The sequence below is a fragment of the Haloarcula vallismortis ATCC 29715 genome, from assembly GCF_000337775.1.
In the GTDB taxonomy this organism is placed as follows: Archaea; Halobacteriota; Halobacteria; order Halobacteriales; family Haloarculaceae; genus Haloarcula; species Haloarcula vallismortis.
Genome location: NZ_AOLQ01000042.1, coordinates 78204 through 93059, shown reverse-complemented (window position 1 = coordinate 93059; position 14856 = coordinate 78204). Strand labels below are relative to the sequence as shown.

22 protein-coding genes are annotated in these 14856 nt (G+C 63.6%); 10 read left to right on the top strand and 12 right to left on the bottom strand.

Annotated features, from left to right (window positions below):
- Positions 1-47: 47 nt before the first annotated feature.
- From C437_RS11070 to C437_RS11050, 5 genes are all read right to left on the bottom strand, one after another.
- Positions 48-1016 (bottom strand): terpene synthase family protein, encoded by a 969-nt coding sequence (locus C437_RS11070; protein WP_004517041.1) that lies wholly within the window; start codon positions 1014-1016, stop codon positions 48-50.
- 425 nt (positions 1017-1441) lie between these two features.
- Positions 1442-1741, bottom strand: a complete 300-nt coding sequence (locus C437_RS11065) for a HalOD1 output domain-containing protein (protein ID WP_004517040.1) — start codon at positions 1739-1741, stop codon at positions 1442-1444.
- Positions 1742-1949: 208 nt separating this feature from the next.
- Positions 1950-4403, bottom strand: coding sequence for a bacterio-opsin activator domain-containing protein (locus tag C437_RS11060; protein WP_049919741.1), 2454 nt, complete (start codon positions 4401-4403; stop codon positions 1950-1952).
- 90 nt (positions 4404-4493) lie between these two features.
- Positions 4494-5168 (bottom strand): HAD family hydrolase, encoded by a 675-nt coding sequence (locus C437_RS11055; protein ID WP_004517038.1) that lies wholly within the window; start codon positions 5166-5168, stop codon positions 4494-4496.
- 43 nt (positions 5169-5211) lie between these two features.
- A complete protein-coding gene (locus C437_RS11050) occupies positions 5212-5673 on the bottom strand; it encodes a bifunctional nuclease family protein (RefSeq protein ID WP_004517037.1) in 462 nt (153 codons plus the stop codon).
- A 311-nt stretch (positions 5674-5984) separates the two neighbouring features.
- Between C437_RS11050 and C437_RS11045 the strand changes: the two genes are divergently transcribed.
- Both C437_RS11045 and C437_RS11040 read left to right on the top strand, forming a co-directional pair.
- Positions 5985-6509, top strand: a complete 525-nt coding sequence (locus C437_RS11045) for a prolipoprotein diacylglyceryl transferase (protein WP_004517036.1) — start codon at positions 5985-5987, stop codon at positions 6507-6509.
- A 78-nt stretch (positions 6510-6587) separates the two neighbouring features.
- On the top strand, positions 6588-6914 hold the full coding sequence (locus tag C437_RS11040; protein WP_004517035.1) for a hypothetical protein: 327 nt from the start codon (positions 6588-6590) through the stop codon (positions 6912-6914).
- Positions 6915-6967: 53 nt separating this feature from the next.
- Here the strand turns inward: C437_RS11040 and C437_RS11035 are convergent, their stop codons facing one another.
- Together C437_RS11035 and C437_RS11030 are read right to left on the bottom strand one after the other, a co-directional pair.
- On the bottom strand, positions 6968-7204 hold the full coding sequence (locus C437_RS11035; RefSeq protein WP_004517034.1) for a hypothetical protein: 237 nt from the start codon (positions 7202-7204) through the stop codon (positions 6968-6970).
- A gap of 4 nt (positions 7205-7208) precedes the next feature.
- The gene (locus tag C437_RS11030; RefSeq protein WP_004517033.1) at positions 7209-7598 is read right to left on the bottom strand and encodes a prefoldin subunit beta; all 390 of its coding nucleotides are present in this window, start codon (positions 7596-7598) and stop codon (positions 7209-7211) included.
- Positions 7599-7869: 271 nt separating this feature from the next.
- On the opposite strand from C437_RS11030, the gene C437_RS11025 reads away from it, so the two are divergent.
- Complete coding sequence (locus C437_RS11025) at positions 7870-8172, top strand: hypothetical protein (RefSeq protein WP_049919740.1); 303 nt, start codon at positions 7870-7872, stop codon at positions 8170-8172.
- A 13-nt stretch (positions 8173-8185) separates the two neighbouring features.
- Here the strand turns inward: C437_RS11025 and C437_RS11020 are convergent, their stop codons facing one another.
- The 3 genes from C437_RS11020 to C437_RS11010 all read right to left on the bottom strand — a co-directional run bounded on the left by C437_RS11020 (position 8186) and on the right by C437_RS11010 (position 9441).
- The gene (locus tag C437_RS11020; RefSeq protein WP_004517031.1) at positions 8186-8503 is read right to left on the bottom strand and encodes a hypothetical protein; all 318 of its coding nucleotides are present in this window, start codon (positions 8501-8503) and stop codon (positions 8186-8188) included.
- Between the two features lie 129 nt (positions 8504-8632).
- Positions 8633-9142 (bottom strand): hypothetical protein, encoded by a 510-nt coding sequence (locus tag C437_RS11015; RefSeq protein ID WP_004517030.1) that lies wholly within the window; start codon positions 9140-9142, stop codon positions 8633-8635.
- Positions 9139-9441, bottom strand: a complete 303-nt coding sequence (locus C437_RS11010; RefSeq protein ID WP_004517029.1) for a UPF0175 family protein — start codon at positions 9439-9441, stop codon at positions 9139-9141. Before C437_RS11010 ends, C437_RS11015 begins: the two co-directional genes overlap by 4 nt.
- Before the next feature lie 154 nt (positions 9442-9595).
- On the opposite strand from C437_RS11010, the gene C437_RS11005 reads away from it, so the two are divergent.
- On the top strand, positions 9596-10432 hold the full coding sequence (locus C437_RS11005; protein ID WP_004517028.1) for a pantoate kinase: 837 nt from the start codon (positions 9596-9598) through the stop codon (positions 10430-10432).
- A 62-nt stretch (positions 10433-10494) separates the two neighbouring features.
- The gene (locus tag C437_RS11000) at positions 10495-11223 is read left to right on the top strand and encodes a DUF2103 domain-containing protein (RefSeq protein WP_004517027.1); all 729 of its coding nucleotides are present in this window, start codon (positions 10495-10497) and stop codon (positions 11221-11223) included.
- Positions 11224-11242: 19 nt separating this feature from the next.
- Here C437_RS11000 and C437_RS10995 read toward each other — a convergent pair whose 3' ends face one another.
- Positions 11243-11887: a hypothetical protein gene (locus tag C437_RS10995; RefSeq protein WP_004517026.1), complete on the bottom strand. Its 645-nt coding sequence runs from the start codon at positions 11885-11887 to the stop codon at positions 11243-11245.
- Between the two features lie 75 nt (positions 11888-11962).
- On the opposite strand from C437_RS10995, the gene C437_RS10990 reads away from it, so the two are divergent.
- The 3 genes from C437_RS10990 (at position 11963) to C437_RS10980 (ending at position 12782) form a co-directional block, all read left to right on the top strand.
- Complete coding sequence (locus C437_RS10990; protein WP_053967600.1) at positions 11963-12271, top strand: 50S ribosomal protein L37ae; 309 nt, start codon at positions 11963-11965, stop codon at positions 12269-12271.
- 26 nt (positions 12272-12297) lie between these two features.
- Positions 12298-12432, top strand: a complete 135-nt coding sequence (locus tag C437_RS10985; protein ID WP_004517024.1) for a DNA-directed RNA polymerase subunit P — start codon at positions 12298-12300, stop codon at positions 12430-12432.
- 98 nt (positions 12433-12530) lie between these two features.
- A complete protein-coding gene (locus C437_RS10980) occupies positions 12531-12782 on the top strand; it encodes a KEOPS complex subunit Pcc1 (protein ID WP_004517023.1) in 252 nt (83 codons plus the stop codon).
- A gap of 24 nt (positions 12783-12806) precedes the next feature.
- Here C437_RS10980 and C437_RS10975 read toward each other — a convergent pair whose 3' ends face one another.
- Positions 12807-13409 (bottom strand): hypothetical protein, encoded by a 603-nt coding sequence (locus C437_RS10975; protein ID WP_004517022.1) that lies wholly within the window; start codon positions 13407-13409, stop codon positions 12807-12809.
- Between the two features lie 75 nt (positions 13410-13484).
- On the opposite strand from C437_RS10975, the gene C437_RS10970 reads away from it, so the two are divergent.
- The gene (locus C437_RS10970; protein ID WP_004517021.1) at positions 13485-14126 is read left to right on the top strand and encodes a hypothetical protein; all 642 of its coding nucleotides are present in this window, start codon (positions 13485-13487) and stop codon (positions 14124-14126) included.
- A 17-nt stretch (positions 14127-14143) separates the two neighbouring features.
- Positions 14144-14749, top strand: coding sequence for a hypothetical protein (locus C437_RS10965; RefSeq protein WP_004517020.1), 606 nt, complete (start codon positions 14144-14146; stop codon positions 14747-14749).
- The last annotated feature ends 107 nt before the right edge of the window (positions 14750-14856 follow it).

Sequence of the window (14856 nt, the reverse complement as noted above, 5' to 3'; positions counted from 1 at the left end):
TCACGTACGTAGAATCAGTCCGCTCCGCGGACCACGGGAAGCGCTCGTTACTTGTGTCCGCGGCTGGCCTCGTGGTACTGGAACACGGTTTCCATGCCCTGCACCAGCGCGTCGAGGTCGACGCTGTCCGTGTCAAACTCGCGGTCACGCACGGACTGGTAGATGTCGGCCCACCGCTCTCGGAACTTGGTCTCGAACTGTTCAGCTTTGATTTTGTCGATGAGTTCGGCTTTCCCATCCGGGTTTTCCAGCTCTTCCGGGGTGACGAACCCTTCCTGAAGGGCCAGCACGACGATCCCGGCGGTGTAGTCACCTTCTTTGACCTCCCGTTCCCAGGTCGTGAGCCAGTTGCCGATCCGGGCCATCTCCTGGAGATCCCAGATGAGGTCCCGAACCGTGCCGTAATCGGCGAGCTCGAAATCCGGCGAATACATGAGGTCAACAGCCGCGTAGGGGAACATTACCATGTTATGTGCCCCATAGGTTTCCGCCCCGCTGAGATTCGCGATTCGGGGGTTCTCGTTGACGACCGCGCTGTAGTCCATCGCGTTCAGCGTCTGTCGCATATCGTAGGTGAACACGTCGTAGAACTCGTCGACGCGCGGCGCGTCAGTCAGTCCGCTCTCGAACTCCCGCCACACACGCTCGATAAAGGCAAAGTATTCTTCACTTACCGCGGTACGGCTCGGGTCCACGGCCGATGGGTCCTGAACGAGACGTCGGGCCTCTTCGAAGGTGTCTCGGTCCCCGTCGTTCTCGACGATATCGTCCAGAATCGTGACGTACATCGTGAGTATCGTCTTCTGCGTCCGGACGTGGTCCGCGTGGTCTGGATGGACAGAGGAGAGAGTAAACTCAGGGAACAGCGAGTAGATCCACTGCCAGAGGAACCGATCACGCTCGCCACAGACCCGTTCGTACTCGTCTGCCAGTTCTGCAACCTGGTCCGGGAGGCTGGTTGTCCGAACCTCTTCGAGAAGGCTCTGTGCATCAACAGCAGGTGACTCGACGCTCATCGTGACTGCCCCCCGACGCTTGCACCCTGTATCTCGGCACAGTCAGTCGAATAATGTGAAATTAACTGGTGGTTTGCTGTTTCTACTTCTCCGGATTGAACGGTCACTGCCTTGGCGCTCTTGCCCGACTGCGAGCCGGTTTCGATCAGTTGGTGTCCGAGGTCCATACGTTCGAAAGGCGAAGTTGAGCTTATAGTGGTACTGACGCGTAGCCTGCTAGTAGTGTACTGTTAACAAAGCATTTGACCGGTTTTAATTCAGGTTACGTACCAGTTTTTAAATTGCTACCGTGAAAGAAATATCTACTTACTGAAAATTACCATCGATGCACAGCTCAGAAGGGAAAATAAGGTGACAATAATACGTCTGTCAGCGGCAGTACCACTCGCAGTATAGGGCGCCAGCAGAACAGCCGTGGTGTCGAGTTACGCTTCGAGTCCGGTTGCGGCCGAAACGTCACGGGACGGTGTCACCAGCACTGAACGGTTCCCCTCGACTTCGATGCGACAGCCCGCCATACTGAACACGACCAGCCCATCAGGACTTGGAGCGTGATCCGTGTTTGGACGGAATAGCCGGTCCAGCGCGTCAGGGTCGATACAATCACTGATTCGATCATCGAGGTCGACGGGGTCGACACCCAGCGTGTCGGCCACGGCGTGGACGATGGTTTCGCTCAACGGTTCGTTGGGTGTCGGTCTGTAGACCAGTTTTGCCTGTGACATCGTTCGTCGCTGTTTGTCCTTTGATCAGTGATTGAAAAGGTGATTGTGGCTATACAGATACAGCCCGCCCGTTTGGCCACTAACAGTATAGCGACGGCCCATACTGTCGGACAGAGGTACGTACACTGTGGACACACGCGTCCGCGAGCGTCAACCCGCGTAAAACACTCTCGCCGAACGCCAGGTGCGAACTGCTCTTCCGACAGAATTAGCTATCCCCGAACACGAGTTCGAGGAGTTTTCGCTCGCTGACGCGGAGGTGGCGGTTAACCGTCGGCTGTGACACGTCGAGGCTGGATGCGATCTCCTGTCCGGTCGTCTCTCGGGGCCAGTCGAAAAAGCCACTCAGATACGCCGTCTGGAGGACTTCAAACTGTCTGTCAGTGAGTTGCTCCTCCAGTGCCGACCGGACTGTCCCGTCTCGCTGACTGTCAGACTGTGTGCTGTCACGGCGCGCAATCAGCGTGACGTTGGCGTAGCGCTCGCCGAGCTGTTCGACGAACTGTCGGACATCGGTTTCACCCGAAACGACAACCGTCGCCGTGAGTCCACCCGTCGACGTTCGGATAGATTTCAACCGCCCGCCCTGCTCCAGCAACGTCTCCGCGACGGTCTGGCCTGTCACGACGACCTCGTAAAGCCCGTCCAACTGATCGGTCGATATCGGTCGCGCGGTGTCGACGCGCGCCATCGACAGCAGTTGTTCCTCGACGACCTCGGGGTCACAGTCCGAAATAGCGAGGAAAAGACGGATCGCACCGTCGCTGCGCTGGACGGCCCCCTCACAGACGACCGAGACACCGACGCGGTCTGCGAGGTGGGTCAGGAACGACTGGGGGGCCGACAGCGACAGTTCGAGTTCGACAGTGCCGTCGCCCGCCCGTCGCTGTCGGGATTCGACCTCCCGTATCGCGTTTGCGATAGTCTCGCCCAGTTCGGCGAACACCTCCTGCAGCATCTCGTCGAACCCGCCTTCCTGGTCGGCGTACACTGTCAGGACGCCGTAGACGAAGCTGTCGTACTCAAGTGGAATACTGAGCGCCGATTGGAACTCGCGGGAGAGTGCCTCGGTTCGCCAGTGGTCGCCCCGGAGGTTGTCGGCCGCTGACGGGACAACGGTCATCGCTTCGGACTGGGCTGTCTGGACGGCCGGCGGTCCGCCATCGCGTTCGAGCGACAGCGAGATGGCGTCCAGATAGCTCGCGGTGTCGCCCGCCCACGCACGGGGGACGAGTTCTGTCGCATCCTGTCGGCCGAGCCAGGCGAAAGAGAACCACTGGGAGTCAGCCAGCTGGTCACACACCGCCTGCTCGATCTCCTCGGTTGTCTCCGCGTCGACGAGCACCTGATCGATCCGGCGGATAATCGCGTTGACCTGCTTGAGCCGCCGCAGTTCGCGGTTCTGTTCGCGGCGTTCGGCCTCACGCTCGCGGAGCGTCGTCTCGCGGTCGACGCGCGCGAGTGCGGCTTCCGCACTGGCGGCAAGAAGGTCTACCATCTCGCGCGTTCTGGTGTCGCCGTGTTGCTCGCCCAGCTCGATGTAGAACACGCCGTGGTCTTCGAGCGGGAGACAGAGTCGCTTCGCGTCAGCTGTCACCGGTCCCGCCCCGAGGTCGATGCGTTCGCCAGGCGCAATTTCGACCGGACTATCTTGCACGAACACGTCCCATACCGTGCTCCCGCCCGGTCCGATAGACGCGCTCCGGTCCGTCTCGGCGTCGCCGACGCTTCGAAGCGTGTTGTCGCTCCGGTCGAACAGGTAAATCTCTACGTCTGGTAACTCCAACACGCCGACGGCGGTGTCGAGTATCTGCTCTGCTACGGCAGTCTTCGTTTCCGTGTGTAGCAGCTTTCGGGTCGACTCGTGTAGCGCCGCGAGCGTCTCCTCGAACCGCTTCCGGTCCGAGATGTCACGGACGACGCCGACTTGCCGGTAGCTCCCGTCTTCGCGGTCGTACGTCGTGAACTTGGTCTCTATCGGGAGCGTGTCCCCGTCAGCCGTTCTGAGGTCCGTCGTCAGCGTCCCCACGTCGCGTTCGCCCTCGATGAACTGCCGTGACATCTCCGCGGCCTCCTCGATAACGGATTCGTCCGCCAGCAGCGTCGCGTTCGACCCGACCAGCGTGTCCTTGTCGTAGCCGGTCATCGACTCGACGGCGCTGTTGACCGTCTGCATCGTGAACGACTCGTCGAGCGTGTAGATGCCGTCCTCGATGGTCTCGACGATGCGCTCGTACTGTTCGAGCATCTCCGTCCGCTCGTGGCGTTCGGTGATGTCGTGGACGATACCAAGATACAGTTCCTCGCCGTCCCACTGCTGGGGCTCGAAGGCGATTTCGACCCACCGCTCCGTGTCGCCGGCAGAACACGACGACGTCAGCGGTGTTCCCGGCGACTGGCTGCAATGGGCCCTGAGGTCAACGTCAGTCAAATCCGGGAAGAATGCGCCTATCCGGCTTCCAAAGATGTCAGATGGGTCTGAGTCAAGGAGATCACAGAGGTGATCGTTCCCGGTCTGTATCTCCCCGTTCGCGGCGGCAACGACCACCGGCTCGGGCATTCGCGCGGCGAGCGTCTCCAACAGCACAGGGGGGGACTGCTGTGCCGGTGTGTCACGTGCCGCTTGTTCGTTCTCATCCGTTCCACCGACCGGCTTCTCCATACCGTTCCACGGCACTTGCCATGGGAAAGGTTGCTTTCAGTATACGTACCAGAACACAAACGGTGCGTATCAGTTAGGTCTGGATACGGCTCAGTCGCTCCCGCTGCGTCGACCGGCGATCCGAACCACGTCTTCGAGCCCGGACACGTCGTAGTCCGGCGTCACATCGAGTTGGGTGTCGACCCGGTGTGGGCGACGGATGAACGCCGAGTCGATGCCGGCGCGGTGTGCCGCCTCGATGTCGGATTCGTTGTCGCCGACGAACAGGGCGTCACTGACGTCGAGGTCCGCCATCGCCCGCTCGATGTAGTACGGCCGCGGCTTCTTCCGCCGAAGGCTCTCGACTGTCGGTTCGCGCGCCCAGACGGTGTCGAAGTAGTGGCCGATGTCGAAATGCTCGAAGGCGAAGGCGACGGTATCGCGCTGGTTCGAGGAAACCACGCCCAGCGGGCAGTCAAGTCGGTCAAGCACGGATACGTCGGCGTAGGGTTGTTTCTCGCCGGCGCGGATAAGCGCCCGCTGCACCGCGGTCAGTGCCTCGTCGCGAGCCCGGAAGAACTGCTCGGGGTCGATATCGTACTGAGTACAGATGTCGGTGAGTTCGGGTACCGTCACGCCGATGCTCATCGCCTCAACGTGGGCTGTCGACGGCGAGACCACCCCCAGTTTCTCGAACGCTTGACGCGCGCCGACGTAGTGTGCATCCATGTCCGTCAGCGTCAGCAACACGCCGTCGTTGTCGAAGATGACCGATTCGTACCCCATCACGTACTGTTACCGCGGACAGACGCAGAAAGGTTTCGCGTCCTCACAGCCCGAGGTCCTCACTGCCGCTCCCGCCCTGATCGAACTGCTCCGGCGGCCGCCCGGCCTCGTCGACGACCTCGTCCGTGACGACGACCGGACAGTCAACCCGAAGGGCAATCGCGATGGCGTCAGACGGGCGGGCGTCGAACACCATGTCCTTGCGCCGGTCGTCGGTGTACTGCTCCGCGTCAATCTTCCCGTAGAAGGTTCCGTCAGCCAGGTCGTCGATACGAACCCGGTCGATGGCGGCCCCGAATTCCGTCACCATCTCGACCAGCAGGTCGTGGGTGAGCGGGCGCTCGAAGGGCTCGCCGGCCATCGCCAGTTGCATTGACTGGGCCTGGTCCTTACTGACGAAGATAGGGACGATCTCCTCGCGCGCTCGGAGCAGAACGACCGGCGTGCCGCCCCCTTCCTCGCTGACGCCGACCCCGACCCCTTCGACCGTGGCATCGTGTTCCATGGGCCAGTGTTGGGCTCGCGGGTATGAAAAGCTACCCCGGCGGCGGTTTCAGGGGCCTGTGGCGTGCCTGGCGCGTCCCCGCTTCGAGGGCTTCGTCGACGGTCTGGCCGCGCGACGTGCCAGCCCGCTGTCCCGCTCAGCAGTCCGGTTTCGGCCCGACAGCGCAGTGAGCCCCCGTCGAATCCGGATTAAACCGAATTAAATCGGACAATAGAGCGCTCAATCCGGGCAAATTCGTCTTAATCCGTCTTTTCGGCTTGCCCCCTTCATATGCTACTGGGCCAGAGAGACGAGCGGAGGCAACGATCACAATGAAACTCACTACGATTGCCGGCGGCCTGCTTGCCGTGCTCGTCATCACGGGCTCGGCGGCGGCACTGCCCGGCGCAGCAAGCACACAGGCCGACGACCACGCGAACAACGCACAGGCAGACAGCGCCGCCGAGCAGGCGGCGAATGAAACAGCGAACGCAGGCGAGAACGAATCTGATGGCGCTGCCGAGGCGGCTGACCGCCGTGGCCCGCCCGCTGACGCCGGTCAGGCAGGCGACCAGCGCGGCCCGCCGTCGGACCTCCCCGAGCAGGTCCCTGACTTCGTCAGCGAGATTCACACGCTTATCGGACAGAAGCAGGCTGGCGACCTCGCGGGCGACCTGGGCGCACAGATCAGCGACCTGACCCCCGGTGACGAGAGCGACGGGGCCGCAAACGAGACCGAATCGGCGTCTGAAGGCGTTGACGCGGAGTCCACTGACGACGTGGATGCTGACGAGGAGTCCACCGATGACACGGATGCTGACGACGAACAGTCCACTGCGGGCGACAGCGACGCGTAATCCCCTCTGACCTGACGGCTCTCCCCGACCGACTGATCAAGCGCGGTTTTTTTGCTTGCTGAACTCCGAAAGAGGTGTATGGAAGACACCGCCGAGTCCAGCGTCCACGACGACAACGGAACCCGTGACCGCACGACAGCAGACCTCCTTGCGGGTGACGAGGACTCGTCGGCGTCGGAGTCGTCGGGCGGAATGAACCGGAAGCGAGCCCTCATGTTCGTTGCGCCGTTTCTCGCTATCGGACTGTTCGACTTGGCCCTGCTCCTCGGCTGGGGGCTGGACCCGCTGTGGGGGTTCATGATTCTCCCGCCGATACTGTTCGTCTCAGTGCTCGGCTGGATTGCGTTCCGAACCGGGTTCGCGAGCGACCGGACCGGAGACCCAGCCGTCGATAGCCACGACTGACGGGTTGTGGCGTCGGTAGAACACCGAGTGACTGCCCGCGCCGTTGCGGGTTCCTATTCCTCGAACAGGTCGTCGACGGCACCCCGGGCGGCAAGGGCGGCGTCGTCCGCGACCTGTGCCTCGTTCTGACGACTGTCGGGCGCGTTGACGTACACGTCGACGTCCAGTACGCCATCTTCGAAGGTGACAGTCACGTCGAGGTCCTCAACCGCGCCGACGTCGTATCGAGAGAAGACAACGTCTTCGGCGGCGGCTGAGGCCGTCTCGACGACCTCATCGTCTGTCGGCATCGCCTTATGCGCCGCCAGCGCCGGGGCCGCCGGCCGGACCCGCGCCGCCTGCGCCGCCGAGCATCTGCTGGAGCTCGCTCTGGAGCTCTTCGAACTGCTCCTGGACGCGCTCTTCCTGCTTTTCGAGCGTCTCGACGCGGACTTCGAGGCTGTTGACCTTCTCTTCGAGGTCGTCCTGTGCCTCGTCGAACTCGGTCTTCACGAGGAGCTCGCCGACCTCGCGGTACATGGTCGCGTCCTCGTCAATGTCGTCGAGTTCGTCAAGAGCCGTCTGGGACTCCTGGAGCTCTGTCTCGGCCTGCTGTTTCTGTGCGGCGACCTGCTGTGCTGTCTGCTGAAGGTCCTGCAGTTCCTCGAGCTTCTCCTGTGCTTCAGGCGGAAGATTACCCTGCATACCTTCAGAGTTGGGAGCCGGAGTGTTAAACCCATGCATCTAGCTCCGGACGTGGGTGTCGGAGCCACGGCAGGCTCAGGGTTCAAATCGTCCGATATCGGCGTAGAACGTCTGAACTGGGGGCAGAGTCAGATCCACGCACCGATAGTAGAATGACACGGGAATGCGGGGTTGGAGTAATTCTTTCTCTCATGGCGCTATGCCGGCGTCTGGACACAACACTCGGTGGGTTCGGCGTAACACGTTTGCGTCTCACAGCCCTTACTACGGTATGTCCCACCCATCACCGGAGACGGCCGCTGACCCGGAGGCGTTGGTCGCTGCACTGCCGGACCCGCCGGCACCATGGCAGCGAAGTGATGCCAACGGCGGTATCGTCGAGTATCGGATACCGGACGACGACGGCGTCTGTGCTGCGGCCAAACTCGTTGTTCGACCCGAACTTTTCGACGACAGTGCGGTCCGGGTCGATAGAAAACAGGGGTGCAAAGACGTCGGAACGGGGCGACATCCAGATATCGAGAGCGCTGTCGATGCTGTTACCACCGAAATAGCCGCGGCGGTCGGCGACTAGCGCTCGCGGCGACCTACGCTGGCCCGTCGGTCAGTCCGGCGACCGTGGTGTACAGTCCGAACGTCGAGATGATTGTTCCGGCGAGCTGTGTCCCTGCAGTGGCGAGAAATCCGACATCCATGTACAACAGCGGGGCAAGCATGAACCAGCCGCCAAAGACCGTCGTCAGGACAGCCGGCGGTAAACTCGGCTCGCCGGTCGCGCGAAGGAGTTGGAGGTTTCGAACGGTGAAAACGAGGCCGAGAAGCCCGCTCGAAGTCACGCTGCCGGTAAACGCGGCGGACGACCCGACGACGATTGGGAGCAGCGCACCGACGAGACAGCCCAGCACGCAGAGACTAGCCGAAGCCACGAGAAACTGAGGCGCGGGTTGTTTTGACACGGTAACGAGTACGGACGACGTTTATTAGTTCCTTCTCCCAGCATAGATGGGCTGACGCCAGCCCGGCTCCGGTCGGCCCTACGCGACCTCGCCGACAGCCCGTTCTCGCAACTCACCAGTCAGATGCATCCCGTGTTGATCGATGCGCCTGACGATCCGCTTTGCCTGTGTCGGTTTGAGGTACTTGTCCTCGATAGCGGCCCGGACCACGACGCCGAAACTGCTCGTCACCTCCGCGCCAAGGCCCTGCGCCATCCGGCGGACGGTGCGGTCCTCAGAGACGACAGCCACGGCGGACCGGTCATCGCTATCACGGTGGGCCAGTACGCCGGCCAGCACCGTCACGGCGGCTCCAAGGTCGGAATCGCCGAGCAGGGACCCGGCCTGGTCGATGTGGCCGTCATCGACGCCGGTGTCGATACCGCTCTCACGGTATTCGGTCAGGTTTGTCGCGGTCGGTTCGACCTGAACCTCGTCGATGACTGGCTCTGGAATGACGACGTCGCCGTCAAAGGCGTCCAGCAACGACAGCTCTCCCACTTGCCCCAGCGAGTACAGCGACGTCGGCCCGACATAGATGCGGGTCATAGCTCCGCGGCTGTGTCAGCATCGAGCTCCAGATCGGATAGCTCAAGCTGTGTCGTCAGGTTCCGCTCGCGGGCCACGTCGAGCCACTCCGCGATGGAGAGGTCCGCAAGCTGTGCGGCTTCGGCCGCCGACACGTCGCCGGACTGGTACTGCTCGACAGCGACACGGAGCCTGAGGGTTTCCAGTCCCTCCCGGAGGGCCTTCCGAATCGTGGTCGACCGGTCTTCGGAAAGTAACTCGGCGACGTCGTCCAGTTCGTCTTTCTCTTCGCTCGGGAGCCGCGCGCTGATTGTCGGCATGTTTGCACAGTCATCCGCCGTAAACGCACATCAAACTACGGGTCGGGGAACCGCCTATCGTACTCTTGACACTCCAGCGGCGCTGTCTGGAAGCCAATCCGAACGGAAGGGCCGACCACCAATCCTTAACGCCGCGGGGTCCCACGGAGAGGCAATGAGCGACGAAGCACATGCGTTCGTTCCCGGCCACATCACGGGCTTTTTTACCGTTGACCGGGGCGAGGACCCGGTCGAGACCGGCTCCCGCGGGGGCGGGCTGGCCCTGTCTGACGGCGTTTCCGTTACCGTCGGCCGCGGCGCGGAGACCGAGATAACGCTGAACGGCGAGCCGATTGAGGTGGAGGCCGTCGAGCGAGTGCTGGACGCCTTGCGAATCACGGCGACTGTCACTGCCGAAACGCCGCTCCCGCTCGGGGCTGGCTTCGGCGTTTCAGGCGGACTGGCACTCGGCACTGCGCTGGCGGCCAACGCCGTCTTCGGCCACGGACTCTCGTACAACGAACTGGTGACCATCGCCCACGGCGCGGAGGTTCAGTCCGGCTCGGGCCTCGGCGACGTTGTCGCACAGGCTCGCGGTGGCGTCCCGCTCCGACTCGAACCCGGCGGCCCGCAGTACAACTACCTCGACGCCATCCCGGCACGTAGCCGCGTCGAGTATATCACGCTCGGCGAGCTATCGACGGCGGACGTGGTCGGCGGCGACACGGACGCGCTGACGACCGCCGGCGAACGCGCGCTCTCGGAGGTGGTGAAAGAGCCGACGCTGTCGACGTTTATGCAGGCCGCCCGGCAGTTCTCCCGCGAGGCGGACCTGCTGACGCCGGAGGTGAAAGGAGTCATCGACGATGTGGCCGAGGCCGGCGGGGACGCCGCGATGGCGATGCTCGGCGAGACGGTGTTCGCGCTCGGGACCGGCCTCTCCGATGCGGGGTACGACGCGACTGTCGCCGCCATCTATCCGCCCGGTGCGACCATCGAAGATGGGGGCTAACGCCACACGCCGGAGTATATTCGAACCGTCTCGCTTATCAGCGCGGGCCCGTAGCCACAGCTATGGACTGTCGGCAGTGTGCCACGCCGCTTGACCGACCGGGCGACTACTGTCTGGTCTGTCACACTGCCAATACGGACGCCGTCGTCCTCAAACTCGACCGCGAGCGGGCGACGGTGACATCACTGCTGGACGGGTCGGTCGTCGGCCAGCGGACGGTGACGACGACGCCCGAAGGCGAGGGAAGCGACGAAACCGTCGTCGTCGAACTCCGCAACTTCGCCGGCCTCGTCGCGGACGAGGTTCGGCGCAAACGACCGGAGGAGGTGTACGTCACCGGCGAACGCGATGTCATCGCCGCTGTCCGCCCGCAACTGCACTACGAGTTCTTCCGCGTCGAGGGCGAGGACCCGGTCCAGCGGGTCATCGACCGACAGGGCGAACCCGCACTGGAAGTGGTCGACGCCGCGCCGGCGGAGAAACTCGGCGGGAGCCACTCGACGCTCATCGGCGGCCGGTCGGGCCAGCGGGTCATCCAGACCGTCGCCGGTCACCCACACGTCAAGAAGGTCATCCCCGGCCCCATCGACGCTGGCGGCGCGAGTTCGCCCACGGGGGTCCGTGCGAAGGCGACTCGCGCCGACGCCAACGGCAATGTCCGGGTACTCATCCGCGACGGCTCCAGCGTGCAGGAGAACCGCGTGGTCACGACGGCCGGCGACCGCGAACTCGGCGAACACGTCCGGGCCGACCTGAACGAGGCACTCAGAGAAGCTGAACTGCAGGAGTAGCGCCGCTTCGGACGCGCGGTCACGCCACGATGACGCCGACAGCGAGCACGGCGGCGACCGCGACTCCGACGACGCCAGTCCGGCGAATCGCCGGAAACGCCGTTTGGACATCGAGGACCATCGGGAGCGCATGGAGTGCGGCGAGTGCCAGATACCCCGTCGGGGCGACCAGCGGAAACGCTACGGCTCCGACAGCGAGCAGACAGAGGCCGACGACGCCCGCACCGAGGTAGCCGCGTCCGCGCGCGGGCCGTCCGGCCCCTTCCAGAACGCCGCCGGTCCAGCAGTAGCCAACGGCCGTCGCGCCGACCCACGCGTGCCAGAACGCCAGTTGCTCGGGGACGACATCGAGGAGGCCGCCGACAGTCAGCGCCGTCGCGGTGGTGTTGACCGCTCCCCAGGCGAACATCGCGTCGGAGAAGCGCACCGAGTCAGGCGCGTGCAGGACGGTCACGCCGACGAAGCCACCGATCAGCACGACCCACAGCCCCGCAGCCAGCAGCGCGCTATCGGGGCGGTCTAGCCAGGCTATCGCCTGTGTGCCGCCCCAGCCGAGCAGTCCGGCCGCTGCTCCCGAAAGCAGGAACTCCGAGGCCGTAAGCCGTCCGCTCGTGGTCGGTGCGAGCCGGCGGAGGCGGCTTCGGAGCCCGTCGAGCGCTGCCATCAGCTGACGGTTTGCCCGCCTCCCTCTTGAGTTATGTCGCCGCGGGCCCGCCGGGAGCCGAATCTCGAAGGCCTTATGTGGCCGCTCGGCGGACAACAGACCACTATGGCTAGCAAGAGCGGAAAGACCGGCAGCTCGGGCCGTTTCGGGGCTCGCTACGGTCGCGTGTCCCGACGCCGCGTCGCGGAGATCGAATCGGAGATGAACGAGGACCACGCCTGTCCGAACTGCGGCGAAGACCGCGTCGACCGTCAGGGCACGGGCATCTGGCAGTGCGGGTACTGTGACTACAAGTTCACCGGCGGCAGCTACAAGCCGGAGACGCCCGGTGGCAAGACTGTTCGACGCTCTATTCGGGCTGCACTGTCCGAAGACGAGGAGTAAAGGACCTCCATCCCTATCTTTCAGCTATGAGCTATAAGTGTTCACGCTGTAAGCGCGACGTGACGCTGGACGAGTACGGCGGCGTCCGCTGCCCGTACTGCGGACACCGCGTCCTGCTGAAGGAGCGGTCGCCAGACGTCAAAGAGATCAACGTCAACTGAGACGGTCGGTTCGCGGCCGACAGTCGACGGCCGACTGCGCCACGTTGCACGCGGCTTTTCTGGGGCAGTCCTGCGACCGATGCCTACCCACGAACAGTATGACTGCACCACATCAGACCCACCTCACCGCCGAGTACGACAGCACTGACCAGGCTCGCGCCATCGAGCGGAGCATCCGTCCCGAAATCGACGATATCGAGGGCGACCGGACGACAGCGCGGCTCTGCCGGAACGGGCAACACGTCGAACTTACGGTCAAGGCGACTGACCTCGTCGCACTGCGGGCAGGTATCAACACGTGGCTGACGCTACGTGGCGTTGCCGAGGACTCTTTTGCGGGACTGCAATGAGGAAAACGGCGTGGTAGCCGAGCATTACTGCCGGTAGCGGTCCGGGACGTAGGCCGCAATCGATTCGGGAACGTTGCCGAACACGACCGGCGCCAGGGCTGCTAGCCGACGACGCAGGAGTCCGTAGGTCGCGCCGGTGAGGAGGGCCGCGGCGACGACCCACCGGAACGGTCCGTCCAGAACGACGAACAGCGGCGCGCCAACGAGTATCATCAGTCCCACGTCCGCGGGTGACCCGTCGTACAGTATCCATCGCTTCGGTGACCGCCATCGGCCGCGGACGTGGTCGTACACGGCACGCTCGGACGTGGCCTCCCACGGACGGAGTTCGAGGCCGCCGCCGTACCGGTCCATCCGGCAGTGGAGGGCAGCGCCCATCAGTACGAACGTGAGCGCGACGAGCAGCGGTGTCTGGAGGATAGCGGCGAACCCGGCGGTCGGGAGCACCGCGAGCGTGTACCCGCTGGGGAAATGCAGCGTGCGCCGATGGCCCGAGTACAGGTCGAGGTCGGGCAGAACGCCGCCGACGAGGCCGCCAGCGAGCGCTACTACGGCGTGGTCTGGCGCAAGGACGAGCAGCGGTGTCGCGATGGCGAGCCCCGCTATCGCGTGCGTCGGCAGCATCATACACCTGTATAACGGCCTGTCAGCGGTATAAACACGTCGCTGGGTTTATTCGCTGTCGTACCCCACTTAGATGCAATGACGGATGGGTCCGAGCGTCCCGACAGTAGCCTCGGCAACATCGACCTCGATGGGACGGTCGAGCGTCTCTTTCGTGATGGGCGAACAAACGCAATCATCGCATGGGTGCTCGTCGCCGTTCTCCCGGGTGTGTTCATCGACAGTGTCCTCGATCTGGACTACCGGTGGATGTTGTTCGTCGCCGTTGTGAGCGCTGTCGTTCTCGTCCCGCCGGTCGCCTACCGTGAGTGGCGCGTCATGTTGCCGTGGGAACTGCTCTTGCTTGCCTCTCTGCCGATCCTCATCCGCGGACTCGTCGGCGGGACTGTCGGAACGTTCGCCAGCTACCTCTCGCTCGCTGCGCTGGCCTTGCTCGGTATCGTCGAACTGCACATGTTCACCGAACTTACAGTCACGCACTGGTTTGCCGTCTGCCTCGTTGTGCTGACGACGCTCGCTGCGGCAGCCGCCTGGACCGTGTTCCGGTGGAACGCCGACCGGTTTCTCGGCACATCGTATCTCACGACCAACGAGGCGCTGATGGCCGAGTGGCTGTACGTCACTCTCGCTGGCCTCGTCGCAGGTGTGTTGTTCGATGGCTACTTCAGACGGCGGGACCGCCGCCTCTGGCGCGTCGTCCGACGGATGGTGCGACGATGAGGCTGCCCCGACCGTCGATGCGGAACCAGCGGCGGATCACCCATGCAATGCAACTCGTCTTATGTGCGCTGGTCGGATACGGCGTTGTTGCCGGCCAACCAAAGCCGATAACCAACGGCGGTGTCGGTCTGCTCGTCACGTTTCTCCCCGCGGTGATGCGGCGAAACTACAACCTCGCGCTTGACCCGTGGCTCGCCCTCTGGGTCACGACCGCGGTGTTTCTGCATACGCTCGGCTCGGCCGGGCTCTACGGACAGATCGGCTGGTGGGACCACCTCACCCACGCGATGTCGGCCTCGCTCATCGCCGCGTTCGGGTACACGACGGCCCGGACTATCGACCTCCACAACGATTCGATTCACATCCCCAAGCGCGTCTTTTTCGTGTACATCTTCGTCGTCGTACTTTCCTTCGGGGTGCTATGGGAACTGTTCGAGTTCGCGCTGGACATCGTCGCCACCGAGACGGGTGTCACGATGCCGCTTGCACAGCATGGTCTCGATGACACAGTCCGGGATACGATGTTCAATTCGCTCGGAGCGCTGCTGGTCGCGGCGTTCGGACAGGCCCATCTCACCGATGTCGCAGAGACGCTCCGGGAGCGGCTGTTCGCTGTCGACTGATATCGGGCGTTTCACTGGACCTGCTGGCCGAGATGATAGCTAGCGGGGGTGCGATGACCAACGACAGTACGCGTTCGGTCCGACTGTCCCCCGTTCGAGACGCCACG